Origin of the sequence: Novosphingobium profundi, from assembly GCF_018491765.1 — a bacterium.
Taxonomy (GTDB): Bacteria; Pseudomonadota; Alphaproteobacteria; order Sphingomonadales; family Sphingomonadaceae; genus Novosphingobium; species Novosphingobium profundi.
Map to the genome: position 1 here is coordinate 107,866 of NZ_JABWCU010000005.1, position 22,881 is coordinate 130,746.

The following is a 22,881-nucleotide window of genomic DNA, read 5'->3' on the forward strand; positions in this document are numbered from 1 at the left end:
ATGTGCAAGACGGCTAGTGCAATTGTCCCGGGGTCGTTAGAGGACCTTCATGCGCCAGCCCGAACCCGCCTCGATCAGCCTTCCGCGTTCCCTGTTCATCTTCTCGCTCCTCTACGGCGGCCTCGTCGTGCTGGCGGGCGTCCTGGGGACCAAGCTGGCCTCGCTCGGGTCCTGGCCGGTGCTGGGCGACCTCGCGGTCGAATCGGGCATCTTCGCCTTCCTGTTCCTCGTCGTGCTGTCGAGCGCGGTGGCCGAACTGCATGGCCGCGCGATCGCCAACCGGCTGATCCGCTACGGCTTCATCCCGCTCATCGTCTCGATGGTGCTGATCACCCTGGTGATCCACGTGGTGCCGCCGGCCACGGGCATGTGGGACGACCAGGAGGCCTTCGCGCGTCTGCTGGGGCAGGGCGCGCGCATGCAGTTTGCCGGGCTCGTCTCCTATGGAGTATCACAGACGCTCAACGTCTACCTTTTTGCGCGGCTCGCCGGGGATCGCCTGGGCCGCGAGCGCAGTGGTGTGCTGCTGCTGCGCGCCTGGCTGGCCGGCATGCTTTCGCAGGCGGTCGACACGGTGATCTTCATCACCATCTCGTTCATCGGCAAGGACCTGCCCCTGCTCGCGATCATGGAGGGGCAGATCATCTCCAAGCTGGTGCTCTCGACGATCATGGTGCCGCCGCTGATCCTGTTCTTCGTGCGCTTCGGGCACTGGCTCGATCGCCCGTCCCGGACATAAGCGGATCCGGCTGGCTTCGACCGCGCGCCAAGTGTTGCGCGAAAGCTTGCGAAAAGGGGCATAAAAGACCTTCAATTCCGCGCCCGAAGGGTTAAAGCGGGGGCCATGCCGAATCCTCACGATCCCGCCATGCTCGCCAAAGCCGAAACCCTCGTCGACGCGCTGCCCTACATGCAGCGCTATGCGGGCCGCACTTTCGTCGTGAAATACGGCGGCCATGCCATGGGCGATCCCGAGCTGGCGCAGGATTTCGCCGAGGACATCGTGCTCCTCAAGGCGGTGGGCATCAACCCGGTGGTCGTCCACGGCGGCGGCCCGCAGATCGGGGCCATGCTCAAGAAGGTGGGTGTGGAGAGCCAGTTCGTCGACGGTTTGCGCGTGACCGACAAGGCGACCGCGCAAGTCGCCGAGATGGTGCTCTCGGGCGCGATCAACAAGGAAATCGTGGGCTGGATCGCGCGTGCCGGTGGCCGGGCGATGGGCATTTCGGGCAAGGATGGCCAGATGGTCACCGCGCGCAAGGTCCAGCGCACCAAGAAGGATCCCGACAGCCAGATCGAAAAGGTTCTCGACCTTGGCTTCGTCGGCGAGCCCGAGACGATCGACATCAGCGTGATCGAGACGATCTCGGCTGCGGGCATGATCCCGGTCATCGCCCCGATCGCGACCGGCGTCGATGGCGAGACCTACAACGTCAACGCCGACACCATGGCCGGCTCGATCGCCGCCGCGCTTGGCGCGGCGCGGCTGTTCCTGCTCACCGACGTCCACGGCGTGCTCGACAAGCAGGGGGAACTGCTTACCGACTTGCGCCCCGCCGACATAGCCCGTCTCCAGGAGGACGGCACGATTTCGGGCGGGATGATCCCCAAGCTCGAGACCTGCGTCCACGCGGTAGAGGCCGGGTGCGAGGCTGCCGTCGTGCTTGACGGACGGGTCTCGCATGCCATGCTTCTGGAAATATTCACACAAGAGGGTGCAGGTACCCTCATTCGAAGCGATCCCGCGGCCATCTGACCCTTTCACGGGGCAAAAAACAAAAAGGCATCATTGACCCTCATGCGTACCCCAGCCGTCCTCGCCGCCGCACTGTGCAGTGCAGCCCTGCTGCTTGCTGGATGCGACGCGCAGCCACCTGCGGCATCGCCGAGCGAGGGTGCGACGGGTGTGGGCGATGACCTGGCCGTTCCTGCCGACGCTCCGAGCGCAGAGGCGACAGCTGCGGCGAGCGGTGGCATCGCCAGCTCGCTCGACATGGATGCGCTGGTCGAGCGTCGCGATCCCGAGCGGCTCCTGCGCTACTACACCAGTGCCATTCGCCTCGGCGACTGGATCGATGCGGCCAAGGCCTGGAGCCTCGATGCGCAGATGACGCCCGAAAAGCTGCGCGACGAGTTCGGCGGCAAGGCCGGACCCAAGATCGCGGTGGGCAAGGGCGATAACGCCGGCGCCGCCGGCTCGCTCTACTACGAGGCGCCGATCGTGGTCGATTTCGCCGACGGTCGCCCTTCCAAGCGCGGCACGATCGTGCTGCGCCGCGTGAACGATGTGCCCGGCGCCAGCGAAGAGCAGCTCAACTGGCGCATCGAGCGCACTTCCACGCTGATTCCGTGAGATAGGGCGCGGCGCGGGGCCCCGGCCGGTCCTGCGTGTCCCTCGTCGATCCGCAAGACGCCATCGCAGAGCGACCCTTGCCGGAATCGGTGCGTCTCGGCTATCAGCGCGGCAACTCCCGCCCGCAAGACTGGTCCAAGGCCAGGGGCGCACGCCAGTTCCAGCAGGAAAGGAGCAGGACTTGCTCTTCTTAACGCTCTACCAGATCATCGATTACCTCGTCAGTATCATCGTCTTCGTGGTGATCGTGCAGTTCGTGCTGGGCCTGCTTATCGCGTTCAACGTGGTGAACATGCACAACCAGTTCGTCGCGGCGATCTATCAGGCGCTCAACGCCATCCTCGAGCCGATGCTGCGCCCGATCCGCAAATTCATGCCCAACACCGGCGCGATCGATTTCTCGCCCATGGTGCTGATCATCGGCCTGACCATCATCCAGATCATCCTCGCCAATCTCGCGCGGGCTTACGCCTGATGAGCGCGGCGATCATTGACGGGAAGGCTTTCGCCGAGGGCCTTCGTGCGCGCATTGCCACCCACGCTGGCGAGTTCGCGGCCAAGGCCGGCCGCAAGGCGGGCCTCGCGGTCGTTCTCGTCGGCGAGGACCCGGCCAGCCAGGTCTACGTGCGCAACAAGGGCAAGCAGACGATCGCCTGCGGCATGGAAAGCTTCGAGCATAAGCTTGCGGCCGACACCAGCGAAGCGGACCTGCTCGCCGTGGTCGAGGCGCTCAACGCCGATCCGGCGGTCGACGGCATCCTCGTCCAGCTTCCCCTGCCTGGCCACATGAACGAGCAGAAGGTGATCGCGGCGATCAACCCCGACAAGGACGTCGACGGTTTCCACGTCGTCAATGTCGGGCGCCTTTCCACCGGCCTGCCCGGATTCGTGCCCTGCACGCCGCTGGGCTGCGTGATGCTGCTCAAGGACAAGCTCGGCTCACTCGAGGGGCTCGACGCGGTCGTCATCGGGCGTTCGAACATCGTGGGCAAGCCGATGGCGCAGCTCCTGATTGCCGAAAGCTGCACGGTGACCGTCGCGCACAGCCGCACCAAGGACCTGCCCGAGGTCGTGCGCCGGGCCGACATCGTCGTGGCTGCCGTTGGCCGTCCCGAAATGGTCAAGGGCGAGTGGATCAAGCCCGGCGCGACCGTGATCGACGTGGGCATCAACCGCGTTCCTGGCACCCAGGAGGGCAAGTCGCGCCTCGTGGGCGATGTCGATTTCGCCTCGGCGAGTGCGGTCGCGGGCGCGATCACCCCGGTGCCCGGCGGCGTCGGACCGATGACGATCGCCGTGCTCCTGCGCAACACCATCGTCGCGGCGCACCGCAACGAAGGCCTGGCGCTGGACGAGAGCGCGATTTGAGCCGAGCGCGGCGCCTTCTTGTCCCGATTGCCGCGCTGATGGCCCTGTCCGGTGCCCTCGTGGCATCGGGCGCCCTCGAGGCGCGGTCGCGGCGCGGCCCGGCCGGGCCGCCGGGGGCGGGTACCGCCAACCCCAGCGCGCTCGTCGCCACCGAGATCGCCTTCAACCGCCGCGTGCGCGAGAAGGGGCAATGGAACGCCTTTCGCGAATACGCCGACGAGGCGGCGGTCCTCTTCGTGCCGCAACCGGTGCTGGCGCAAGGCTGGCTCTCGGGGCGCAAGGAGCCTGCAGCGCTCCTGCAGTGGAGCCCGACCGAGGTGTGGATGAGCTGCGACGGCACGCTCGGCTTCACCACCGGCGGCTGGACCCGCAGCGACGGCACCCACGGTGTCTTCACCACGGTCTGGAAGGAGCGCGCCAAGAAGCGCGAGTACCGCTGGGTGCTCGACATGGGCGAGGCGCGGGCGAAGCCGGTCGAGGAGCCCGAATTCCTGCGCGCGCAAGTGACCGATTGTCCCGCGCCGCAGCCCTGGAACCAGGCTCCGCGCGACAAGCGCGAGGACGAGATCAAGGTCACCGCCGAGGGGCCGCCCACGCAGGGAAGCTCGGACGACGGGACCCTGAAGTGGCGCTACGTTCAATCACCCGAGGGCCGCACGGTCCTCACCATGACCGTGCTCAAGAACGGCGAGACCAAGCAACTGGTGTTCGAGGCCGGGGCACAGTCGAGAGAAATTCAACCATGATCGAATTGTTCATCAGCGCCTTCACGGCCTTCTTCGTGGTGATCGACCCCTTGGGCTGCGCGCCGATCTACGCCGGTCTCTCGGCGGGTGCGAGCCGCGCGCAGGCGATCAGCATGGCCGCGCGCGCCTGCGTGATCTCGGCGGGCATCCTGCTCGTCTTCGCGCTGTTCGGCAAGCAGCTGCTCGGCGCGCTGCACATCGAGCTCGACGCCTTTCGCATCGCGGGCGGGATCATGCTCTTCGTGATCGCGATCGAGATGGTCTTCGAGAAGCGCACCCAGCGCCGCGAGGAGCGCGCCGAGAAGATCAAGGCCCAGCATGCCGAGACACCCGAGGCCGTGGTCGACGACGTCTCGGTGTTCCCGATGGCGATGCCGATGATCGCCGGGCCCGGTTCGATCGCGACGATCATGCTGCTGATGTCGCGCGCGCAGGGTACCGAGCAGACGCTCGGCATCCTGGGGGCAATGCTGCTGGTGCTGGTGCTGACGTTCCTTGCGCTCGCCGCCGCAGGCCCGCTGATGCGCGTGCTGGGCGAGAACGTGGAGGCCGTGATCACCCGCCTGCTCGGCGTGCTGCTGGCCGCGCTGGCGACGCAATACGTGCTCGACGGGATCAAGTCCGCGCTTCTGAGCTGATGGGGATGTGTGCCAAGGTGCTGATGCCTTAGCATCACGCCGCCTTGGCTTTACTGCAGCGTGGCGCCGTCCTCGTCGCTCTCGCCGTGCTTGCCGTAGAACTGCATCAGCTGGACCAGCATCTCGCAGCGTTCGGCGAGCGAGGCCGATTCGAGCAGGCCCTGCTTGGAGGCGGGATCGAAGGGCGCGATCTGCGAGACCCCGTTGATGAGCGCGAGGTCGTCGAGGCGCGAGACCTGCTCCCAGTCGACCGCATAGCCCTGCCGTTCGGCAAAGCGGCGGGCCTCGCGCTCGAACGAGGCGCGTTCGACGGGGGCGAGGACTTCGTCCTGAGGCTCGGCGAGAAGCTCGGCCTCGACCTGCCGGAAGGGCGTCGAGACGTCGAGTTCGCGCGTGATGCGAAAGAGCTGCTGGCCTTCGAGGATGATGTTGAAGCGTCCGTCCTGCAGCGCCTCGACCTCGCCGATCCGGCCCAGGCACCCGACCGTGTAGAGCGGGGCGCCCTCGGTGGGCTTCTTGGGCTGGATCATGCCGATCAGCCGGTCACGCGCAAGCGCGTCGCTGATCATCGCGCGGTAGCGTGGCTCGAAGATGTGCAGCGGCAGCTGGAGGTTGGGATAGAGGACCGCACCCGACAGGGGGAAGATGGTGATGCGGGCCAATCCGAAACCTCCCTTATCCGTGCCTGTTTCTGCCCTGCCTGCCCGACGTCAGCCGAACAGGACCGTGGAGAGCTTGCGGCGCGTCGCCGAGACCCACGGGTCCTCGAGGCCGACCGCCTCGAAGATTTCCAGAAGCTTGGTACGTGCAGCGCTTTCGTTCCACTCGCGGTCGATTGCAACCATTTTCAGGAGCGTTGCGGCGGCCGCGTCGCGTTCTCCGGCGGCGTAGGCGGCGCTGGCGAAGGCGAACTGGGCGTCCATGTCGGCGGGATTCGCCTCGGCCGTCGCGCGCAGCGATGCGAGTTCACCGGCCTCGGGCCGGCTGCGGGCGAGTTCGAGCGCCTTGCGTGCGCGCTCGACCTGCGGGTCGCTCGCCTGCTCTGCGGGAACGCTTTCGAGCACCTGCGCGGCCTCGTCCAGCCGGTCGCTGGCGATGAAGCAGCGGGCGAGGCCCGCGAGCGCCTCGAGGCTGTCGGGCGCGACCTGGAGGACCTGCATGAGGATCCCGGCGGCCTGCTCGGCATCACCCGCGGCCAGCGCCTCCTCGGCCATCGCGAGATGCGGGGCGATGTCGGGCTGGGGCGCTTCTGCGCCGGACTGGACGGGAAGCTGTTCGAGCAGCTTGTCGAGCGTCGCCTTGAGCTGCGATTCGCTGCGCGCCTGGGTCAGGTCGGCGACCGGCTGGCCCTGGAACATGGCGTAGACGGTCGGGATCGAGCGGACCTGGAACTGCGAGGCGATGAACTGCTCTTCATCGACGTTGATCTTGGCAAGGACCACACCCTTGTCGGCGTATTCGGCCGCGACTTTCTCGAGCACCGGAGCAAGCGCCTTGCAGGGCCCGCACCATTCCGCCCAGAAGTCGAGAATCACGAGCTGGGTCATCGAGGGCTCGACGATGTCCTTGCGGAACCGGTCGACTGCCTTCTGCTCTTCGATATTCAGACCCATGCTGGCCACTGCACTGCTCCCGTCGGTCGCGATTTCAAGAGGGGCCTAGATCGGTCTTCCCGAGCGCTTTGTGAAGGGGGCATTCGGGCAAACCACGGGGAATCGGCATTTTGAAGCTTTTCTTTCATTTTGCTCTTGCAGGCCCGCAAGCCCACTGCTAATGGGCCGCCTCCACCCCGGAAGGGGGGCGCACCCAGCGCTCCGAACCTTTCGAAAGGACGCCAGAGCGGGCGTAGCTCAGGGGTAGAGCACAACCTTGCCAAGGTTGGGGTCGAGGGTTCGAATCCCTTCGCCCGCTCCAGTTTTCCAAACCCGATACGACGTGGTCTCGGTTGGCCGATAGGTCACCGGAGCGCTGGCTTTCGCGGGTCCGGAATGAACGAAGGCGATTTGCATTTTTGGGTCTTGCAGGGCTGCAAAGGCGCTGCTAATGGCCCGCCACCCCGGACGCATTGGCCAATGCCACTGCCCATCCGAAGCGCCAGAGCGGGCGTAGCTCAGGGGTAGAGCACAACCTTGCCAAGGTTGGGGTCGAGGGTTCGAATCCCTTCGCCCGCTCCAGTTTTTCAAGACGTCGTCGAATTCGCCAGCCGCGCCGGAAGTCTCCGTTCGCGGCTTTTTCGTGCGCGCGGTTTGCCGCCGCGCGGGCGGCGGGCTTATTCGCCCGCCACCGTCATGCCGTCGATCCGGATCGTGGGCACGTTGATCGCCCGGTGCCATTCGAGGTCGCTGGCCGGCGTAAGCTTTGCGAACATGCTCAGGAGATTGCCCGCAACGGTCAGTTCGGCCACCGGCCCAGCCAGTTCGCCATTGACGATGCGCACGCCCGAGGCGCCGCGGCTGTAGTCGCCGGTCACCCCGTTCACGCCCTGGCCGATCAGTTCGGTCACGTAGATGCCGTCCTTGATGTCGGCCATCAGCTCGCGCGGCGAGAGCGCGCCCGCCGCGAGGTGGACGTTGCCCACCGAGACCGAAGGCGAGCCGCCACCGCTGCGCGCGGCGTGGCCGGTGGGGGTGAGGCCGAGCTGGCGCGCCGAGGCGGTGTCGAGCAACCAGCCGGTGACGCGCCCGTCCTCGACGAGGTGGCCCGCGCGCGTGGCAAGGCCCTCGCCGTCGAAGGGTCGCGAACGCAGCCCGCGTGGGCGGTGCGGGTCCTCGGCGATGAGCGTCCCGGCGGGGAAAATCTGCGCATCGAGACGGTCGAGCAGGAAGCTGGAACGCCGCGCGATGGCGCTGCCCGACATCGCGCCGAGCAAGTGTCCGATCAGGCTTCCCGCCACCCGTGGGTCGAACACGACGGGCATCGGCCCGCTCTTGACGCGGCCGGGGTTGAGGCGGCCGACGGCACGTGTTCCGGCGAGGTCGCCGATCTCGGCCGCGCTCGGCAGATCCACCTGGTGATGCGCCTGGCGCCAGGCGTTGTCGCGCTGCTTGGCGCTCCCTTCGCCGGCCACCACCGAGACGCTGAGCGAATGCGTGGTCGAGGCATAGCCCCCCGCGAAGCCATGGCTGGTCGCAAGTGCGAAGACGCCGCTGCCCGAATGCGCCGAGGCGCCGTCCGAATTGGTCACGCCCGCGACGGCACGCGCAGCATCCTCGCCTTCCTCGGCCATCGTGCGCAAGGCCTGGGGGCTGAGTTCGGCGGTGTCGATCATGTCGAGTTCGGGCCAGGGGCCCTGCGTGAGGAGCTCTTCGGGCGCGAGACCGGCGTAGGCGTCCTCGGGGGCGAGGCGTGCCATGCTGATGGCGCGCTCGGCCAGTTCGTCGAGCGCGGCGGGCGAGAGGTCGGAAGAGCCGATCGAGGCCGAGCGCTTGCCCGAGAAGACCCGGAGCGCGATGTGCTCGCTTTCGGAGCGTTCGACGTCCTCGAGCTTGCCGAGACGGATCTGGATGCCTTCGGAGGCGTTGGCGGCGTAGATCGCGTCGGCGGCGTCCGCTCCGGCGCGGCGCGCGCGTTCGACGAGATCCTGCGCGCGGTCCTGGGCCTGCTGCGGGCTAAGCATGTCTGTCACGTCTCCATTGCACGGGCGCGGTGGCGCCTTCGTTGGCAGGAGGTAGTGCGGGGGAGCGGCAAGCGCAAACCGCAACGCGGCGATTGTACCCGGCTGGGCTCGAAAGAACCGCGCCGATTCGGGGCTCAGCCGAGGAGCAGGCCGAGCACCTTGAACACCCCGGTGAGCGCGAAGGGCAATCCGATCGCGATCGCCCACAAGGCGATGCAGTCGCGCCGCGCGGCGGGGGCGAGGGACGGGTCGTGCGCCTCACTGTCGGTCAGCCGGGTCCAGCGCGCTTCGAAACGGCGGCAGGCCGGGATGATCGCGATGACGAGGACGATCAGCGCGAAATAGGGCAGTAGCGAGCCTTCGCCCGCCTTGAGCGCACCGATGGTCACGAAAATCTGCAGCGCGGTGTAGATCAGGAGGGCATAGGCGACGTGGTCGCTCATGCGTCTGCGCCAGTCAACCGGATGCGAGGACGGGCCACCGAGCGGGCTGCGCACGGAGGGCGTGCGGCCCTGCGGAACGGCACCGGTATGCGGCTTGTTACTGTCCATCGAAGGCTGGCCCCTTTCGCTGGGTTTGACGGCGTAAGTGAATAGATCATTGATGCCGCGGCGAATCAAGATTGTTGCGGGTCTGTGACGGTGGAGCGGGCCGGTGCGGGGATGGTCCGTTGCCCGGTGCACGGGCCTTTCGGTCGGCGTATCATGCACGAATCCTGCCATTCGCGAGACGACTTCCCAAAACCGCCCTTGCCGATGGCTTGGTCCCTGCGTACATCCACAAGACGATGACTGTATCCACCGATCTTCCATCCGCCCCCGTCCAAGCGACGCGTCCCGAGGCTGCCGGCGACGGGCTCGAAGTGATCTCGATCGCCAAGAGCTACGACAAGCGCGCGGTGTTGACCGACATCTCGCTTTCGGTGGCGAAGGGTGAGGTGCTCGGCCTGCTCGGCCCCAACGGCGCAGGCAAGACCACCTGCTTCTATTCGATCATGGGTCTGGTGAAGCCGGACTCCGGGCGCATCCTCATGGACGGCGTCGACGTCACGCGCCTGCCGATGTACCGGCGCGCGGTGCTGGGGCTGGGCTACCTGCCGCAGGAGACCTCGATCTTCCGCGGGCTCACGGTCGAACAGAACATCGGCGCGGTGCTCGAACTCAACGAGCCCGATCGCGACGTGCGCCAGAGCGAACTGGAACGCCTGCTCGACGAATTCGGGCTCACCCGCCTGCGCGCGAGCCCGGCGATGGCGCTTTCGGGCGGTGAACGCCGCCGCGCCGAGATCGCGCGCGCGCTGGCCGCCAAGCCCACCATCATGCTGCTCGACGAGCCGTTCGCGGGCATCGACCCGCTTTCGATCTCGGACATCCGCCATCTCGTCGCCGATCTCAAGACGCGAGGCATCGGGGTGCTGATCACCGACCACAACGTGCGCGAGACGCTCGACATCGTGGACCGGGCCTGCATCATCTACGGCGGACAGGTCCTTTTCGCTGGCAGCCCCGAGGCGCTCGTCGCCGACGAGAACGTGCGCCGGCTTTACCTGGGCGAGGGTTTCACGTTGTGAGGCCCTTCGCCGGAATGACCTGATCCATGGCCTTGGGGCCCCGGCTCGATCTGCGCCAGACCCAGTCGCTGGTCATGACGCCGCAGCTCCAGCAGGCGATCAAGCTGCTGGCGCTTTCCAATCTCGAGATCGAAGCCTTCATCGGCGATGCGCTCGACGCCAATCCGCTGCTCGATATCGGCCGCGACCCTCCGTCCGAAGCCTCGGACGAGGCCGGCATGGCCGAGGATGTGCGGCGCACCTCGATCGAAACCTCGGGCGCTGACCAGCTCATCGGCGAAGGCCGTGCGGGCGATGACCGTCCTCTCGATATCGACGTGGGTGCGATCGACCGCGAAATCGACACCGGCGACGGCGAGCGCCTCTCGGGCGCGGGTACCGGTGAGGCGGTCAGCGCGGGCGATGGCGAGTGGGGCGCCGCGCTCGTCACGGCGCTGGGCGAGGATGGGCCGGGGATCGAGGAGCGCGGCAGCCTTGGCGAGAGCCTCTACGATCATCTCCAGGCGCAAGTCGGTGCGTTCACCGCGGATCCGGTTCTGGCGGGCATTGCGCGCTACCTGATCGGCCAGCTCGACGAGGCGGGCTACCTGCCGGTGCGGCTCGACGAAGTGGCCGAAGACCTGGGCGTTGCCAGCGCGGTCATCGAGGAAGGGCTGGCGCTGGTGCAGTTGCTCGACCCGACCGGTGTGGGCGCGCGCACACTGTCGGAATGTATCGCGCTCCAGGCGCGCGAGGCGGATCGCTACGATCCGTGCATGGCGCGCCTGATCGACAATCTCGACCTCGTCGCGCGGGGCGATCTCACGCGGCTCAAGCGGATGTGCGGGGTCGACGACGAGGACATGGCCGACATGCTGGCCGAACTGCGCGGCTACGATCCCAAGCCTGGCCTGCGTTTCGGCGGCGGCGAGGCGGGTGGCATGGTCACCCCCGACATCCTGATCACCGCGCGCGCCGACGGGGGCTGGGACATCCGTCTCAACGAGGCGACCCTGCCGCGCCTCGTCGTCAACCGGGGCTACTACGTCGAGCTCAAGGGCACGTGCGCCAACAAGGATTCGCGCGCCTGGCTCTCGGAGAAGCTGGGCGATGCGAACTGGCTGATCAAGGCGCTCGACCAGCGCCAGAAGACGATTCTCAAGGTGGCGAGCGAACTGGTCAAACAGCAGGACGGCTTCTTCCGCCACGGGGTTTCGCAGCTGCGCCCGCTGACCTTGCGCACCGTGGCCGAGGCGATCGGCATGCACGAATCGACAGTGAGCCGCGTGACCTCGAGCAAGTACCTCAACTGCGCGCGCGGTACGTTCGAGCTCAAGTTCTTCTTCAGCTCGGGCGTGGCCTCGGCCAGCGGCGAGGGCGGGGCCTCGGCCGAGGCGGTCAAGGCCGCGATCCGCCAGCTGATCGACGCGGAAGACCCCAAGGCGGTGCTCTCGGACGACACCCTGGTCGAACTGCTCAAGGACAAGGGCTTCGAACTCGCCCGCCGCACCGTCGCCAAGTACCGCGAGGCGATCGGCCTTGGCAGCTCGGTCCAGCGTCGCCGCCAGAAGAAGATCGCGGCGGGCGGCTGAAGACCAGGCGCAATGCTAAGCTTGCTTGGCAAGAATCGATACTCAACGCCTTTGGTTGTGTTACCTTGTCTCATCGCAACCAGCCCCGGGCCGATCGTTTCCGGATAGATGCAGGAACGCGCGGCAAGTCGACGGGCTCGAATGAGGAGAGAAGGCGATGTCGTACGTGGATGCGAAAGACGGTGCGCGCAATCGGCTGGTAACCGGCGGGGTCGTGGGGGGCCTGCAGATCGGGCTTGCCCTTGCCATCGTCAGCGGTTTTGCGGTCAGCGATCTCGGGCGCGAGAAGGATCGGCCACTACCCAGCGCCTTCTTCCCGGCCGCGCCGCGCCCACCCGAGCCGGTCGAGCCAGCCCGGGTCGATCCCAGGCCGCAGAGCGTTGCGTCCTCGACGATCACCGCGCCCGAGCCGCGCATGCCGATCGCCACCCCGCGCGCGATCGAGGTCGCGCAGGCCGTGCCCACCGGACCGTCCGTCGCCTATGTCCCGGCACCTTCGGTCACGCCCATGCCCGTCGCCCACAGCGATCCCGCGCCGGCCTTCGAACCGCGCGTAGCGAGGCCGCGCGGCGACGTCGCGCGCTGGGTGACCACGAACGACTACCCCAGTCGCGAACTGCGCGAAGGCCACGAAGGGCTCGTGCGCTTCCGCCTCTCGATCGATTCGCGCGGACGGGTGCAGGACTGCGCGATTCTCGCCTCGAGCGGCTATCCGGCGCTCGATGCGGCCACATGCGCGTTGGCGAGCCGTCGCGGGCGCTTTGAACCGGCAAGCGATGAGAATGGCGCGGCAATTTCCGGCCAGTGGGACAATGCTGTGCGTTGGGTAATACCCAAGGATTGAATTCCATGCCTACCTCGGTCTAAACGGCGCATCGAAACGCCCCCACCCGGGCGGCTGACGCCTGCCCCCTTTCCCGGACGTGCCCTGCTTCGGCTTGCGCGGTGCTTCGGGAAAGGGGCCTTTTTCCCCTCCCGCCACCGCTGGATCACGAACCCTCGGGACTTCCCCTGAGGTTGATTACCTGGCTTCGTCTTGGGGCCTTGTTGACCGTGTCGCTCTAGCGTTTCGCATGTGGCGGCACGGGCCGTCAGCCCGGGGGAGGCGCGCGGCATGATACCGAAATCGTTCCATTTCATCTGGGTTGGCGATGAAAGCCGCCGGCCGGACAACTGCATCGCGACCTGGCGCGAGGCGCATCCCGACTGGGCGTTTCGTCTCTGGGGCAATGCCGAGCTGGAGGCGGGCGGCTGGATCAACCAGCGCCACATCGACGCGATGCGCAGGCGCGAGTGGAACGGCGTCGCCGACATGCTGCGCTGGGAAATTCTCCATGCGCATGGCGGCGTGGTGTTCGATGCCGATTCGGTCTGCACGCGCCCGCTCGACGATGAATTGCTCGATTGCCCGGCCTTCGCCTGCTGGGAAAGCGAGATTGCCCGGCCCGGCCTGATCGCGGCGGGCTATTTCGGCTGCCAGCAGGGCAATCCCTTCGTGAAGGGCATCATCGAGGCGATCGCCGCCGAGACGACGGTGGTGGGGGACATGGCCTGGAAGACGGTGGGGCCCTTGCGGCTGACCCAGTGCTACCGTGATTTCGGCTACACTCCCTTGCGGATCTACCCCAGCCACTACTTCATCCCGCGCCATTTTACCGGGGTGACCTATCAGGGAAACGACCCGGTCTACGCACACCAGCTGTGGGGTACGACCGGGCGGCGTTACGACGACCTGCACCAGACCGATGTCGCCACCTTGGCGGCGGAGCGGCTGCAAGAGGCTCCGGTTTCGACCCACGTTCCAGCCGCGGGTGCGGCCGGTGAAGTGGTGGACCAGCCGGTGGAGGCCACCCGGCAGGAGACGGCGTCGGCTCCGGCTTCGCCGCTCGAGAAAATCCACGCGCCCTATTTCCTCCAGCGCGTGCCGGTGGGCAGCGAACTGGCACGGCTGCCGCGTCTGGAGGTCTTCGCCAGCCTGCTCAAGGGGCAGCGCGTCCTTCATGTCGGCTGTGCGGACTGGCCGATCACCGATCCGGCAACTTCGCTTCACGTGCGGCTGGAGCCGCACTGCGCCAAGCTCGATGGGCTGGATCCGCACGGCGAGGCGCTCGATCAGCTGCGCCCTTACGTGAAGGGGGAGCTGTTCACCGATTTCGGTGAGGTTGAAGGGCGCTACGACGTCGTGTTGGCGCCCGAGGTCATGGAGCACGTGCCCGACGTTGCCGGCTTCCTCGCCCAGCTCGAAAGCGTGGATGCCGCGATGTACCTGATTTCGGTGCCCGATGCCTTCCAGTGCCGGGCGCGGCACTTCGACTACCAGGCCGAGACCGGCATGTTCCTCGAGGGCGTGCACCCCGATCACAACGTCTGGTACACGCCCTATACTTTCGCCAATACCTTGCGCAAATACAGCGGGCTCGACCTGCAGCGGCTATGGTTCTTCAACGGAATCTCGCTGCTCGCGCTGCTCAGCCGGCGCGAGGAAGCCAAGGCCGCCTGAGCGCGATCTTGCCGCTGGCCGGGTGATGCGGTAGAAGCCGCGCACCTGATCGTCGAAGGAGCCTGGGCGCCGTGAACATCTGACACCTCAGCCAAACCCTTGTCTGTTGTCGTCGATTTACGAGTGTCCCATGTCATCCTTTCTCACGCTGGAGAGCGTGTCGCTGCGAACGCAGGACGGCCGTTTCCTCTTTTCCGATCTTTCCCTGTCGATCGCGCGCGAGCGTATCGGGCTGGTGGGCCGTAACGGGTGCGGCAAGTCGTCATTGTTGCATCTTCTCGCAAGCGGGGCACCGCCGGCCGAGGGAAGCGTGGTGCGCCAGGGCACGTTCGGGCTGCTCGAACAGGACTGGGACCCGGCGCGGTCGCTGGCCGACGTGCTCTGCCTCGTGCAGCCGCTTGCCCGGCTCGAGCGGATCGTCGCGGGCGAGGGGTGCCCCGAGGATTTCGAGGCCGCCGACTGGACGCTCGAGGAACGTCTGGGCGAGGCGTTGCGTACGGTCGGTCTTGCCGGGATCGATCTTGCGCGCGAGGTCGCCTCGCTCTCGGGCGGCGAGCGCACCCGGCTGGGGTTGGCGCGGCTTCATCTGGAGCGGCCCGACCTGTTGCTGCTCGATGAGCCGACCAACAATCTCGACGCCGAGGGACGCGCATTGATCGGCGAACTGATGGCGCGCTGGCCCGGTGGAGTGCTGGTGGCGAGCCACGATCGCGCGCTGCTCGAGGGCGTCGATCGCGTGGTCGAATTGTCTCCGGTGGGCATTCGCACCGTCACCGGCGGCTGGTCCGCGTTCGAGGCCGAACGCACCGCGCAGCGCGCGGCGGTGGAGCGCGAACTGGTCCGCAGCGAGGAGACCTGGCGCACGGTGCGCCGCGCCGTGCAGGCGCACAAGGAAGCCAAGCAGGGGCGTGACCGGGCGGGACGGGCGTTCGCGGCGCGGGGGTCGGAGCCGAAGATCCTGCTGGGACGCCAGGCCGAGCGCGCCGAGAACAGCACCGGACGCCTCGGCCGGATTGCCGAGCGGCAGACACACGAGGCGCAGGCGCGGCTCGAACGGGCGCGTGAGCAGGTCGAGGTCACCGTGCCTGTTCGGCTCGACCTGCCGCCTTCGGGGCTGGCGACGGGCTCGACCGTGCTGGCTCTGGACGAGGTCGAATTCAAGCGCGGTGGACGGCGTTTCGGGCCCTGGTCGCTGACCCTGAAGGGGCCGCAACGCCTTGCCGTCACCGGGCCGAACGGAGCGGGCAAGAGCACCTTGCTGGCGCTGGCCTGCGGCGCGCTGGAGCCGACGCGCGGCACGGTGCTGCGGGCCGAGGGGCGTATCGCCCGCTTCGACCAGCATCTCGGGCACCTCGATCCGGCGGTGGACGTTCTGGTCAATTACCGGCGGCTCCATCCGCAAGTGGAAGAGGAAGCGGCGCGCAGCGCGCTGGCGCGCCTGGGCTTTCGCAACCGCGCGGCCTTGCAGCGCGTGGGCAGCCTTTCGGGCGGGGAGCGCCTGCGCGCGGGGCTGGCCTCTACCCTCGGCGGTGACGAGGTGCCCTGGCTGCTCGTCCTCGACGAACCGACCAATCACCTCGATATCGAGGCGATCGAACGGCTCGAGGAGGCGCTCGTCGCCTATGACGGCGCGCTCCTGGTGGTGAGCCACGATCGCCGCTTCCTGAAAGCCATCGGCATCGAACACGAGATCGCGCTCACGGGAGCGTGAGCGGGCTGCCCTAGTCGACCTCGAAATGGTCGGGCGCCTCGCCCGCGAGGTGGCGCGCGTGCATTGCCTCGAGCGCGCGTTCGAAGCGGGCGACGTAGGCGGCGGTGTCAAACAGCGGGCAATGCAGGCGCCGGGCCGCGAGACGCGCGCGCAGCTCCTGCAGGCGCTCGGGCTTGCGGGCGAGGGCCAGCGCGCTCGCTTCGTAGTCGGCCGCGCTCGCGCAGGCGAGCTCGGGGAGGTCTGCGGCGTGGAGGAGGCTGGTCGCGACGCGCGCGGCGAACTGGCGGCCGGTCAACGTCAGGACCGGCAGGCCGGCCCAGAGCGCGTCACTGGCGGTGGTATGCGCGTTGACGGCGAAGGTATCGAGGAACAGGTCGGCGAGCGCGAGGCGTCCGAGGTGCTCGGCATGCGGCACCGAGGGCGCGAAGACGAGCCGTGCGGGATCGACCCCGCGCGCCTGCGCCTCGGCCTTGAGGTTGGCTTCGGCCCAGGGGTTGGAGCGCAGCAGCCAGAGCACCGAACCCTCGATCCCGCGCAGCAGGCGCATCCAGATGTCCCATTCGGCGGGCGATATCTTGTAGGTGTGGTTGAAGCTGGCGAAGACGAAGCCCGTCTCGGGCAGGTTCCATCCCGCGCGTCCCAGGGTGTCGGGCACGATTGCGCGGGTGTTGTCGTTGGCCTGGTAGCTACCGGCAAGACGCACGATCTTCTCGGTGAAATGGGCCTCCCCGCCCGGGGGAAGCGCGTGCGCGTCGGCGATGAAGTAGTCGATCGAAGGGTGACCCAGCGTGCCGGGATAGCCCATGTAGCTGACCTGGACAGGGGCGAGGCGCTGGCCGAACAGGCGGCTTCGCGTGCCGCGGGTGAAGCCCTTGAGGTCGATCGCGATGTCGAGATTGTCGGCACGGGCCAGGGCCAGCACGTCGTCGTCGGCCATCGCGCCGATCTCGGTGAAGTGCACGACCTCGGTCTTGAGCCGGGCGCGGCAGGCATCCTCCTCCTGCTGCGGGCCGTAGCTGTAGAGGTGGACATCGAAGCGGCTGGCATCGTGTTCGCGAAACAGCCCGCTCACCAGGTACATCGTCGCGTGGTTGTGGAAGTCGGCCGAGAAGTAGCCGAGGCGGATGCGTCCATCGGACGCGGGTTCGGGGGAGGGCAGCGTCGCGGGGCGCGGCGCGAACATCTTCGCCGCGCAGCCTTTCGAGCGCTCGAGCTGGTGTGCGGGATCGTCGCGGAAGGGCAGCGAGGCGAAGGGCTGCACCGCGCCGACTTCGGCACCCGCCACAAGGGCGTATTCGCCGCGCTTGCTCCAGTCGCAGACGTGCGCTTCCTCGAAGAGTGCCTGAAGCCGGGCCGAACCATCGGTGGGTTTCAGCGCCACGGCCTTGCGGAACGCCGCGACCGCTTCGGCGTGGCGGCCCTTGAGCGAGAGCGCCTTGCCCCGATTGACCAGGGCCATCGTGTTGAGCGGGTTGGCGACGAGCGCGCGTTCAAAGCACACGAGCGCCGCATCGACCTGATCGAGGGCGAGCAATTCGCCGCCCATGTTGTTGATCGCGTCGTCGTGCTCGGGCCGCAAATGGATCGCCCATTCGTAGCAGGCGATGGCATCCTCGCGTCGCTCCATCTTCGCGTTGAGGTTGCCGAGGTTATAATAAGCATCGACGTAGTTGGGATCGATCGCGATGGCCTGCGCGAAGTAGTAGCCCGCCTCCTCGTCGCGCCCGTGCTGCTCGAGCAGGTTCGCCAGGTTGTAGCGGGCATCGGCGTACATCGGTGCTTGCGCGATCACCTCGCGGTAGATCGCCTCGGCGTCCTCGTCGCGGCCCTGCCGGCGCAGCGCCACGGCGAGGTTGTTGTAGCTGGCGTGGGCGTTGCCGTCGGCCGCGATCGCGGCGCGGAAGGCGGCTTCGGCGCGGGGGTTCTCGCCCAGCGCCAGGAGCGCCGCGCCGTAGAGGTTCTGGACCCCGTGTGAATGGGGGAACTGGCGCACGAGTTCGGCACCTTCGCGCGCCGTTCGCGCCATGTCGCCGTCGCGGTAGGCTGCGACGAGCGCGTCGAAGCGGAGCTGCGCGGGGGTTCCGGTCGGCTCGTCGAGCGCCTTGAGCGCGGCGCGCGCGCGGGTGTTGTTGGGATGGCGTTGCAGCACGTCGTGGTAGATCGCCCGCGCGGCGGCGGCATCGCCGCGCCGTGCCGCCCCCTTGGCCTTGATCAGCAGCGATTCCAGTCCGGCCATGTCTCTCGTATCCTTCCCCGGGGATGGCTTAGAGGGATATCCGGACATGGTGCAGGCCCGGTGTCCGAACGCCATGGTGGTTCTGCGTAGATCCGGCGCGGCATGAGAGGGGGCTCATCCCTTGGTCGAGTAGTCTTGCGCGGCGTCCTGTCCGAAAACGGGCGGACCATGCGCCGTCGCATGGAAGCCGGGGGGGGAGGGAACATGCGCAACGAACACGAGCTGCGCCAGCGCATCGTCGGGGAAATGCACTTGCGGCGTTGGCCGCATGTCTGCGCGCCCGCCACCATCGTCCAGTTCGTCCGGGTCCTCGATCCGGAGGAGCGGGCGGAGGAATTGCGCGCGGTCTCTGCGCTGCCACCGGGCGGGCTGGCGGGGCGAAGCGAAAACCCGCGCCACCGCGAGGGGACGCTTGCTGCGGGCATCACCTTCGGCTGGGAGCGCCAGAGCGAGGCCAGCACGACGACGCTCTTTTTCGACCGGCTTCTGGTCGATGCCGAGGGTCGCTTCGCACCCGATCCCGCCGCGCAGGAGGGACTGGCCTGGGCGCTTGCACTGCCCGGACGGAGCCTGCGCGCGATCCGGGTGCTGATCGTGCCCGACGAGGCGGCGGCGCGCGCGCTGTTTCCGGCAATGGGCTACGATCCGCTGGCATTGGTAAGCTGCTACGTCTCGTGTCAGGGCGGCGAGCGGGCCGCGCGGGTCTGGTCCGATTTTCACTTTCGCGACGGGGGCTATGGGCAGATCCTGGTCGCGGCGAACGGCATGGCGGGGGGCGACCTTTCGCGCGCGGTGCAGCGCCTGCAGGAACTGGGCAACTACCGCAATCTGGCACTGCTCGCCCTGCCGATCGCGCAGGAGGGCTGGCCGCGGCTCGATGCACTCGAGCGCGAACTTGGCGTGCTCACCGCGCGTGTGGCCCGGCCCGAGGAGCGCGACGACGATCTCCTGCGCGAGGTCTCCCGTCTCTCGATGGAGCTCATCGGTCTCGCCGCGCAGACCGATTACCGTCTCGGTGCGACACAGGCCTATGCGCGGATCGTCGAGGAACGCCTCGCCGACCTCCACATCCGCGCCTGCCCCGGTCATCCCTCACTTGCCGATTTTACCCAGCGCCGCTTCCTGCCCGCGATACGCACCTGCACCGCCTATCGTCGGCGCCAGGAGCAACTGGCACAGCGCACCGATCGGTTGGTCTCGCTGCTGCGCACGCGCGTGGAGACCCGCATCGAGAACCAGAACGGGCTCCTGCTCGCCTCGATGGAGCGTTCGAGCACGCGCCAGCTGCGCCTCCAGCAGATGGTCGAGGGACTCTCGGTGGTGGCGCTCAGCTACTACGCGATCAGCCTGATTGCGCATGTGCTCGAGGGGCTCGAGCGGATCCAGCCCGCGATCCACGCGCCGCTCGCACTGGCCGCGCTCACGCCGCTGACGGTCCTGACGGTCACTCTGGGGCTGCACCGCATGAAGAAGCGCATCTTCGACTGACCAGGTCAGCCCGCGGCACGAAAGTGCCGGGAAAGAGTGTCCTCATGGCGCGCCATTGTCCCGGCGGTCTGGGCGATGACGGCGTGCATCGCGCGCAGGATGCGGGCGCGCTCGGGCGCGGGCAGGGCATGGGCGAGCGGGTCGAAGCCCTGCGGTTCTATGCCCTGGCCGAGCAGCACCGAGAGCCAGCTGTCGCGGCTGAAGACGGGCGAATCGCGCTCGATCACGCGGCCGCTCGAACGGAACAGATCGATCCGTGCGGCCAGCGTGTCGGGCAACGCGATGGTCCGGCAATGGCGCCAGAAGGGCGTGTCGTCGCGCGCGGTGGTGGCGTAGTGGAGCACGAGGAAATCGCGCACCGCGTCCCATTCGGCGGCGACCGCCCGGTTGTATTCGGCGCGCGTATGGGGATCCATGTCGCGGCCGGGGAACAGTGAGACGAGCCGCATGATGCCGGTCTGCACGAGGTGCAGGCTGGTCGATTCGAGCGGTTCGAGAAAGCCCGAGGCCAGGCCGATCGACACCACGTTGTGCGACCAGGCCTGCGTGCGCCGCCCGGTGGTGAAGCGCAGCAGGCGTGGCTCGGCGGTGGGGGCGGCTTCGAGATGGTCGAGAAGCTCGGCACGGGCCGCGTCCTCGTCCTGGAAGGCGCTCGCGAAGACGAGGCCGTTGCCGAGGCGATGCTGGAGCGGGATGCGCCATTGCCATCCCGCGCTGCGCGCCGTCGCGCGCGTGTAGGGAAGCGGCGGCCCTGCGGGCGCGGTCGGCACCGCGAGCGCGCGGTCGCAGGGCAGCCACGCGCTCCAGTCCTCGTACCCGACCCCAAGCGCCTTGCCGAGCAGGAGCGCGGCAAAGCCGGTGCAGTCGACGAAGAGGTCGCCGGGGAGGCGGCGCCCGTCGGCGAGAACGAGTTCGCGCAAGTTCCCGGTTTCGGGATCGCGCTCGGCGCGCTCGATCCGGCCTTCGTGGCGGGTGACGCCCTGTGTCTCGGCGCGGCGACGCAGGAAGGCGGCGTAGAGCCCGGCGTCGAAATGGTAGGCGTGGCTGAAGGTGGACCAGACCGAGGCCTTGGTCGCGCCGGCGGGCGGCGGGGCGAAGCGACCTTGCAGGGCGGCCTGCGTCGCGAGGCAGTAGTGCGCGAGCGGGGTCTCGTCGCCCAGCGCGCGCTGGGCGAGCCAGTGGTGGTGGAAGGCGACCGTGCCGAAATCGTCGCCGTGGCGGCCGAAGGGATGGAGGTAGCGGGTGCCGCGCGCGGCCCAGTCGACGAACTCGATGCCGAGCTTGAAGGTGCCTTGCGTCGCCTTGACGAATTCGGCTTCGTCGATGCCCAGCGTCTGGTTGAACAGGCGGATCGGCGGGATCGTCGCTTCGCCCACGCCGACCGTGCCGATTTCGTCGGATTCGACGAGGTCGATGGCGATGCCCGTGCCGCGCAGGGTCTGCGCGAGTGCGGCCGCGCTCATCCAGCCCGCGCTTCCGCCCCCGGCGATGACGACCCGCGTGATCGGCGCGCTCATGCGGGCACCGGGGAGGCGCAGGTCCTGGCGATGAAGCGGGCGTGGTCGGGCATGCGCTGCGCCGCCTGGGCGAGGAACGCGCGGCGCTGCTCCATCAGCGCGCCGAGCTGGTCGGCCGGGGGATGCGAGGCACGCGGGTGGACCGCGCGGGGCAACACGCCCTGTCCGACCAGCACCGAGACCCAGCTTGGCTCCTGGTGCGATTCCAGGTCATAGAGCGGCACACGCCCGCTCGCGTCCCAGGTCCCGAGCTTGGCGGCGAGCGTCTCGGGAAGCTCCATCGCCGCAACCTGGCGCCAGAGCGGCTCGGGGCGGCGGGTGCGGCAGTAGTGGGCGATGATGAAGTCGCGGATGCGTTCGTATTCGAGCGCGGTCTGGCGGTTGTACTCGGCGGCCAGCGCCGGGTCGGGCCGCGCGGTGGGCAGCAGGTCGAGGAGGCGGTTCACGCCGGTCTGGATGAGCTGGATCGCGGTCGATTCGAGCGGTTCGAGAAAGCCCGCGGCAAGGCCGATTGCAATGACATTGCCTTCCCAGAAGCGCGCGCGACGTCCCGGGGTGAAGCGCAGCAGGCGCGGTTCGGCCAGCGGCTCGCCGTCGAGACCGGCCAGCAATTGCGCGACGGCCTCGTCGTCGGAGAGGAAGCGGCTGGCGTAGACGTGGCCGTTGCCGGTGCGGCTCTGGAGCGGAATGCGCCACTGCCACCCGGCGGCCTTCGCGGTCGAGCGGGTGAAGGGCGTGAAGCGCCCCGCGCGCGCCGATGGCACGGCGGCGGCGCGGTCGCACGGTAGCCAGTGGCTCCAGTCCTCGAAAGGGACACCGAGGCTGCCCGAAAGCAGCCGCGAGGCAAAGCCGGTGCAGTCGAGGAACACGTCGCCGGCCACGCGGCGTCCGTCGGCAAGTGCGAGCGCGGTGACGTGCCCACTCGCACCGTCGCGTTCGACGCCCTCGATGCGGCCCTCGATGCGGGTGACGCCCTGGCCCTCGGCGAGGCGGCGCAAGTAGGCGGCGTAGAGTGCTGCGTCGAAGTGGAAGGCGTGGCGGAACTGGGCGGCCTCGCCGCTCAGCGCCTCGTGCGGGGCGAAGCGGTCGCGCGAGGCGAGCGCGTGAGGCATCGACCATTCGTCGAGCGGGGGGAGGGCCTGTTCGCGGTTCAGGCGCAGCCAGTACTGGTGCGCGGGAAGCCCTGCGATGTCGGCGCCGAAATCGCCGAAGCCGTGGAAGTGGCGGTTGCCCACTTCGGCCCAGTCGACGAATTCTATGCCGAGCTTGAAAGTGCCGTTGGTGGCGGCGACGAACTCGGGTTCGTGGATGCCGAGGAAGCGGTTGAGCTCACCGATCAGGGGGACGGTCGCCTCACCCACGCCGATGATGCCGATTTCCTCGGATTCGACGAGGGTGATCTCGGCTGCGAACGGGGGAAGGGCGCGGGCGAGGACGGCTGCGGCGATCCACCCGGCGCTGCCGCCGCCGGCAATAACGAAACGGGTCGGAGTGCCTTCAGGCCCGGTCATGCGCCCATTCCTGCTCTAGGGGTCGGCCCCGGCCGGCAGGAGGAGCTGCCGGTCGG

Annotated in this window: 20 protein-coding genes and 2 tRNA genes; 15 read left to right on the top strand and 7 right to left on the bottom strand. The window is 68.1% G+C overall.

Going from position 1 to position 22,881, the window contains the following annotated elements:
• Window positions 1–49 precede the first annotated feature (49 nt).
• The 7 genes from HT136_RS05830 to HT136_RS05860 all read left to right on the top strand — a co-directional run bounded on the left by HT136_RS05830 (window position 50) and on the right by HT136_RS05860 (window position 5,105).
• Entirely contained in the window at window positions 50–739 is a 690-nt protein-coding gene (locus tag HT136_RS05830) for a queuosine precursor transporter (protein WP_214198636.1), read from the top strand.
• Window positions 740–844: 105 nt separating this feature from the next.
• Complete coding sequence (gene argB / locus HT136_RS05835) at window positions 845–1,756, top strand: acetylglutamate kinase (protein WP_214198637.1); 912 nt, start codon at window positions 845–847, stop codon at window positions 1,754–1,756.
• Between the two features lie 42 nt (window positions 1,757–1,798).
• Entirely contained in the window at window positions 1,799–2,353 is a 555-nt protein-coding gene (locus HT136_RS05840; protein ID WP_214198638.1) for a hypothetical protein, read from the top strand.
• Between the two features lie 181 nt (window positions 2,354–2,534).
• Window positions 2,535–2,828, top strand: a complete 294-nt coding sequence (locus HT136_RS05845) for a YggT family protein (protein WP_214198639.1) — start codon at window positions 2,535–2,537, stop codon at window positions 2,826–2,828.
• Entirely contained in the window at window positions 2,828–3,721 is an 894-nt protein-coding gene (folD, locus tag HT136_RS05850; RefSeq protein WP_214198640.1) for a bifunctional methylenetetrahydrofolate dehydrogenase/methenyltetrahydrofolate cyclohydrolase FolD, read from the top strand. The genes HT136_RS05845 and folD overlap by 1 nt, the downstream gene beginning before the upstream one ends.
• Window positions 3,718–4,467, top strand: a complete 750-nt coding sequence (locus HT136_RS05855; RefSeq protein WP_246543392.1) for a hypothetical protein — start codon at window positions 3,718–3,720, stop codon at window positions 4,465–4,467. Before folD ends, HT136_RS05855 begins: the two co-directional genes overlap by 4 nt.
• Complete coding sequence (locus HT136_RS05860) at window positions 4,464–5,105, top strand: MarC family protein (RefSeq protein WP_214198641.1); 642 nt, start codon at window positions 4,464–4,466, stop codon at window positions 5,103–5,105. Before HT136_RS05855 ends, HT136_RS05860 begins: the two co-directional genes overlap by 4 nt.
• A gap of 50 nt (window positions 5,106–5,155) precedes the next feature.
• Here the strand turns inward: HT136_RS05860 and HT136_RS05865 are convergent, their stop codons facing one another.
• Together HT136_RS05865 and HT136_RS05870 are read right to left on the bottom strand one after the other, a co-directional pair.
• Entirely contained in the window at window positions 5,156–5,767 is a 612-nt protein-coding gene (locus tag HT136_RS05865; protein ID WP_214198642.1) for an LON peptidase substrate-binding domain-containing protein, read from the bottom strand.
• 48 nt (window positions 5,768–5,815) lie between these two features.
• The gene (locus tag HT136_RS05870) at window positions 5,816–6,718 is read right to left on the bottom strand and encodes a tetratricopeptide repeat protein (RefSeq protein ID WP_214198793.1); all 903 of its coding nucleotides are present in this window, start codon (window positions 6,716–6,718) and stop codon (window positions 5,816–5,818) included.
• A gap of 226 nt (window positions 6,719–6,944) precedes the next feature.
• On the opposite strand from HT136_RS05870, the gene HT136_RS05875 reads away from it, so the two are divergent.
• Window positions 6,945–7,019: transfer RNA gene (locus tag HT136_RS05875), tRNA-Gly, on the top strand.
• Between the two features lie 185 nt (window positions 7,020–7,204).
• Window positions 7,205–7,279, top strand: a tRNA-Gly gene (locus HT136_RS05880).
• A gap of 95 nt (window positions 7,280–7,374) precedes the next feature.
• Here the strand turns inward: HT136_RS05880 and HT136_RS05885 are convergent.
• Window positions 7,375–8,721 (bottom strand): TldD/PmbA family protein, encoded by a 1,347-nt coding sequence (locus tag HT136_RS05885; RefSeq protein WP_214198643.1) that lies wholly within the window; start codon window positions 8,719–8,721, stop codon window positions 7,375–7,377.
• Between the two features lie 134 nt (window positions 8,722–8,855).
• A complete protein-coding gene (locus tag HT136_RS05890) occupies window positions 8,856–9,272 on the bottom strand; it encodes a hypothetical protein (protein WP_343222115.1) in 417 nt (138 codons plus the stop codon).
• 236 nt (window positions 9,273–9,508) lie between these two features.
• On the opposite strand from HT136_RS05890, the gene lptB reads away from it, so the two are divergent.
• From lptB to HT136_RS05915, 5 genes are all read left to right on the top strand, one after another.
• Window positions 9,509–10,291 carry an LPS export ABC transporter ATP-binding protein gene (gene lptB / locus HT136_RS05895; protein WP_214198644.1) on the top strand — a complete coding sequence of 261 codons (783 nt, stop codon included), beginning with the start codon at window positions 9,509–9,511 and terminating at the stop codon, window positions 10,289–10,291.
• 26 nt (window positions 10,292–10,317) lie between these two features.
• Window positions 10,318–11,862 carry an RNA polymerase factor sigma-54 gene (gene rpoN, locus HT136_RS05900; protein ID WP_214198645.1) on the top strand — a complete coding sequence of 515 codons (1,545 nt, stop codon included), beginning with the start codon at window positions 10,318–10,320 and terminating at the stop codon, window positions 11,860–11,862.
• 157 nt (window positions 11,863–12,019) lie between these two features.
• The gene (locus HT136_RS05905; RefSeq protein ID WP_214198646.1) at window positions 12,020–12,706 is read left to right on the top strand and encodes an energy transducer TonB; all 687 of its coding nucleotides are present in this window, start codon (window positions 12,020–12,022) and stop codon (window positions 12,704–12,706) included.
• Between the two features lie 270 nt (window positions 12,707–12,976).
• A complete protein-coding gene (locus HT136_RS05910; protein WP_214198647.1) occupies window positions 12,977–14,362 on the top strand; it encodes a glycosyltransferase in 1,386 nt (461 codons plus the stop codon).
• A gap of 130 nt (window positions 14,363–14,492) precedes the next feature.
• The gene (locus HT136_RS05915; RefSeq protein WP_214198648.1) at window positions 14,493–16,073 is read left to right on the top strand and encodes an ABC-F family ATP-binding cassette domain-containing protein; all 1,581 of its coding nucleotides are present in this window, start codon (window positions 14,493–14,495) and stop codon (window positions 16,071–16,073) included.
• A gap of 10 nt (window positions 16,074–16,083) precedes the next feature.
• Here the strand turns inward: HT136_RS05915 and HT136_RS05920 are convergent, their stop codons facing one another.
• Window positions 16,084–18,309, bottom strand: a complete 2,226-nt coding sequence (locus tag HT136_RS05920) for an O-linked N-acetylglucosamine transferase, SPINDLY family protein (protein ID WP_214198649.1) — start codon at window positions 18,307–18,309, stop codon at window positions 16,084–16,086.
• Window positions 18,310–18,513: 204 nt separating this feature from the next.
• Between HT136_RS05920 and HT136_RS05925 the strand changes: the two genes are divergently transcribed.
• Complete coding sequence (locus HT136_RS05925) at window positions 18,514–19,797, top strand: DUF3422 domain-containing protein (protein ID WP_214198650.1); 1,284 nt, start codon at window positions 18,514–18,516, stop codon at window positions 19,795–19,797.
• Window positions 19,798–19,802: 5 nt separating this feature from the next.
• Here the strand turns inward: HT136_RS05925 and HT136_RS05930 are convergent, their stop codons facing one another.
• Window positions 19,803–21,314, bottom strand: a complete 1,512-nt coding sequence (locus HT136_RS05930; RefSeq protein ID WP_214198651.1) for a tryptophan halogenase family protein — start codon at window positions 21,312–21,314, stop codon at window positions 19,803–19,805.
• On the bottom strand, window positions 21,311–22,825 hold the full coding sequence (locus tag HT136_RS05935; protein WP_214198652.1) for a tryptophan halogenase family protein: 1,515 nt from the start codon (window positions 22,823–22,825) through the stop codon (window positions 21,311–21,313). The genes HT136_RS05930 and HT136_RS05935 overlap by 4 nt, the downstream gene beginning before the upstream one ends.
• Window positions 22,826–22,881: the final 56 nt, after the last annotated feature.

What these genes read in the sequence shown, in the direction of transcription:
- HT136_RS05870 (WP_214198793.1), bottom strand. Translation starts at nt 6,718, where the DNA reads ATGGGTCTGAATATCGAAGAGCAGAAGGCAGTCGACCGGTTCCGCAAG.
- lptB (WP_214198644.1), top strand. Translation starts at nt 9,509, where the DNA reads ATGACTGTATCCACCGATCTTCCATCCGCCCCCGTCCAAGCGACGCGT.
- HT136_RS05935 (WP_214198652.1), bottom strand. Translation starts at nt 22,825, where the DNA reads ATGACCGGGCCTGAAGGCACTCCGACCCGTTTCGTTATTGCCGGCGGC.
- rpoN (WP_214198645.1), top strand. Translation starts at nt 10,318, where the DNA reads ATGGCCTTGGGGCCCCGGCTCGATCTGCGCCAGACCCAGTCGCTGGTC.
- HT136_RS05890 (WP_343222115.1), bottom strand. Translation starts at nt 9,272, where the DNA reads ATGGACAGTAACAAGCCGCATACCGGTGCCGTTCCGCAGGGCCGCACG.
- argB (WP_214198637.1), top strand. Translation starts at nt 845, where the DNA reads ATGCCGAATCCTCACGATCCCGCCATGCTCGCCAAAGCCGAAACCCTC.
- folD (WP_214198640.1), top strand. Translation starts at nt 2,828, where the DNA reads ATGAGCGCGGCGATCATTGACGGGAAGGCTTTCGCCGAGGGCCTTCGT.
- HT136_RS05840 (WP_214198638.1), top strand. Translation starts at nt 1,799, where the DNA reads ATGCGTACCCCAGCCGTCCTCGCCGCCGCACTGTGCAGTGCAGCCCTG.
- HT136_RS05925 (WP_214198650.1), top strand. Translation starts at nt 18,514, where the DNA reads ATGCGCAACGAACACGAGCTGCGCCAGCGCATCGTCGGGGAAATGCAC.
- HT136_RS05910 (WP_214198647.1), top strand. Translation starts at nt 12,977, where the DNA reads ATGATACCGAAATCGTTCCATTTCATCTGGGTTGGCGATGAAAGCCGC.
- HT136_RS05905 (WP_214198646.1), top strand. Translation starts at nt 12,020, where the DNA reads ATGTCGTACGTGGATGCGAAAGACGGTGCGCGCAATCGGCTGGTAACC.
- HT136_RS05920 (WP_214198649.1), bottom strand. Translation starts at nt 18,309, where the DNA reads ATGGCCGGACTGGAATCGCTGCTGATCAAGGCCAAGGGGGCGGCACGG.
- HT136_RS05830 (WP_214198636.1), top strand. Translation starts at nt 50, where the DNA reads ATGCGCCAGCCCGAACCCGCCTCGATCAGCCTTCCGCGTTCCCTGTTC.
- HT136_RS05915 (WP_214198648.1), top strand. Translation starts at nt 14,493, where the DNA reads ATGTCATCCTTTCTCACGCTGGAGAGCGTGTCGCTGCGAACGCAGGAC.
- HT136_RS05885 (WP_214198643.1), bottom strand. Translation starts at nt 8,721, where the DNA reads ATGCTTAGCCCGCAGCAGGCCCAGGACCGCGCGCAGGATCTCGTCGAA.
- HT136_RS05860 (WP_214198641.1), top strand. Translation starts at nt 4,464, where the DNA reads ATGATCGAATTGTTCATCAGCGCCTTCACGGCCTTCTTCGTGGTGATC.
- HT136_RS05930 (WP_214198651.1), bottom strand. Translation starts at nt 21,314, where the DNA reads ATGAGCGCGCCGATCACGCGGGTCGTCATCGCCGGGGGCGGAAGCGCG.